Annotated in this window: 1 pseudogene; it reads left to right on the top strand. The window is 46.9% G+C overall.

Annotated features, from left to right (window positions below):
* Positions 1-239 (top strand): annotated as a pseudogene (locus AB4486_RS24930) (threonine ammonia-lyase, biosynthetic); the annotation flags it as partial.

The following is a 239-nucleotide window of genomic DNA, read 5'->3' as shown; positions in this document are numbered from 1 at the left end:
CCACAACGACGAAAGCCTAGCGAATATCTTCGTTGGTGTACGTCTGCAAGGTGGTCAGGAAGAACTTGAGCACATCATCAATGACCTACGTGAGGGCGGATATCCAGTCGTCGACCTTTCTGATGATGAGATGGCAAAACTACACATTCGCTATATGATTGGCGGCAAACCATCAAAACCATTGAAAGAGCGCCTATACAGCTTCGAGTTTCCTGAATACCCAGGAGCCTTGATTAAGT

Source organism: Vibrio sp. 10N.222.55.C6, from assembly GCF_041473395.1.
Classification (GTDB): domain Bacteria; phylum Pseudomonadota; class Gammaproteobacteria; order Enterobacterales; family Vibrionaceae; genus Vibrio; species Vibrio crassostreae_C.
This window is presented reverse-complemented; position numbering and strand designations above follow the sequence as displayed.